Raw genomic sequence first — 1,971 nt, forward strand, 5'->3', positions numbered from 1 at the left:
ATGGTGGCGAGGCTGGCAGCGGCCGCTGGGACGACCAGGAGGTCCATGTCGAACCCGGTTGCGGCATAGATCGGCATCGACCCGGCCACTAGCTCGGCGGGGACCGCCTCGCCGGGAGCCCGGCCCATGGCAGGGCCCGCCCCAACGCGACTGTAATGCTAACCACCACGAGCTTGTGCATGTCCCACCCCCTCCCGGCACCCGTCAATACTGGTCCCGGCCCTTCCCTTCAACATAGCCCCGAGAGCGATCAGGAGATCGCCCGCCCTCCACAGCGATCGATCCCAAAGCCGAGGCCTTCGGGCCCGCGCTCGGTTGACTTCCTGAAGAACACGCCGCCGGTTCGCCCACTCCAGGTTCTCTCGAACCCGAGCCTCCGCCAACAGGAACAGTCCGTACCATCCGCTGGGGTACATGCCCACCTCCTCACCCGCACGCCTGGCTGGCCGTCGCGTTGGCGTCCCCCAGACCCATCCGGGTTGACCCCCGCCTCTATCCTCCTATAGTGGCCGAGGCGGTTAGATGATAGTCACCCGTGTCTAACCTGTCAAGTGCGTGAGACAGGTTAGATGAGCCAAGAGGAGGGGAATACAATGGCCGAGGGCGATACCGAGCGCCGTGGTCCAGCCCGCGACGACCTCTGCCTCGAGTTCGTGAATACGGTGGAACGGCGGGGCCGCGACCGGCCCGAGGACAGCCTGACGAGCTACGAGGACCTCGTCGCGTGGGCCCTGCCCACGGGACCGTCACGGATACCAAAGCACGCCGGCCGCACGAGGCGTCCCGCGCCTTCACCTACGCCGTTGCCCTGCGCGAACTGATGTACCGAATCCTCCGAGCGGCGGCAACGGACCAACCCTGCGATCCCTCCGACGTCGCCTCGCTGAATCACCACCTGTCAGAGGCCTTGGGGCGCCTCCGGATTCACCATGAGGGGGGTGCGTTCTCGTGGACGTGGAACGAGGACCAACCCTCCCTTTACCGGCTGCTCTGGCCCGTTCTTTGGTCCACCGCCATCCTCTTTACCTCGGAAGACCTGAACCCAAGCTCACTTCGTGTGGAGACTGCTCACGTTCCCCCTCCTAGGCGAAGAACGCAGTGAGTTTTGGAGTCCCGCGGATCAGGGTTTCCCACGCTTGGCCCAGGACGCTAATTTCATCCCCCTCCCGGTACAAGTACTCAGGGAACTGCCATCCTGTGTACTCTCTGGCTCCCATTCGGATGAGTGCGCGCCAGGCAGGAAGTTCCTCATCGATCGAGTTGACCCTCTTCTCGACTTGGTCGCGGGGGTCACCCCGCTTCGTGCAGTTGCACCTCGTCCTGGACTTGACGTCCTCTGTGAGTTCCACGACACCTCCTTGTGATCCCGTCTTCGGGCCGGCGAGTGACATGGGAGAGGGGTTGAGCACGATCATCGTGATGTCCCCGAAGATTTGGCGAATCGCGGGGACTTCGAGAAGGATCGGGACCACGGGAGCATAGATCTCGGCAACTGCAAGCCTGGCGCGCAGCGGACGTGCCCCCCGGAAGCTGTACCACCTGGAGTGGGAGGATCCTTGGGTAGGATGGGGTAACCAAGGAGGATCCGCTCGTGAAGGGGAAGAGGTGCACGGAAGAGCAGATCGTGAGGATCTTGCAGGAGGTCGAGTCGGGCACGTCGATCCTTGAGGTGTGCCGGACCTACGGGGTGTGGGAGTCCACGGTCCACCGGTGGCGGGGGAAGTACCGGGAAATGGACCAGGCTCAGCTGCGTCGGCCGCAAGGAACTGGAGACGGCGCGGTTGCGGAAGATCGTAGCGAGAGCAGGCGTTGGACATCGACGCGTTGAAGGACCTGTTGGGAAAAGGCGGGCGCTCAGGACGAGGCGGATGTACTCGGAGCGCCGCGGGTGCGCGGTGGTGGGGATCGCGCGCTCCAGCTTCCGGTACGTTCCCTGCCCTCGCCCGGGGGAGGCGGCGTTGACGGAGGAGA

General features: G+C 64.5%; 1 protein-coding gene. It reads right to left on the reverse strand.

All coding sequences use genetic code 11. From position 1 onward, the window contains the following. Nucleotides 1-1,082 precede the first annotated feature (1,082 nt). Nucleotides 1,083-1,415 (reverse strand): hypothetical protein, encoded by a 333-nt coding sequence (locus tag NUV94_08175; protein ID MCR4392711.1) that lies wholly within the window; start codon nucleotides 1,413-1,415, stop codon nucleotides 1,083-1,085. Nucleotides 1,416-1,971: the final 556 nt, after the last annotated feature.

This window comes from Candidatus Acetothermia bacterium (assembly GCA_024653305.1).
Classification (GTDB): Bacteria; Bipolaricaulota; Bipolaricaulia; order Bipolaricaulales; family Bipolaricaulaceae; genus JACIWI01.

Excerpts from the sequence above, each read along its gene's own strand:
- NUV94_08175 (MCR4392711.1), bottom strand. The coding sequence starts at position 1,415 with ATGATCGTGCTCAACCCCTCTCCCATGTCACTCGCCGGCCCGAAGACG.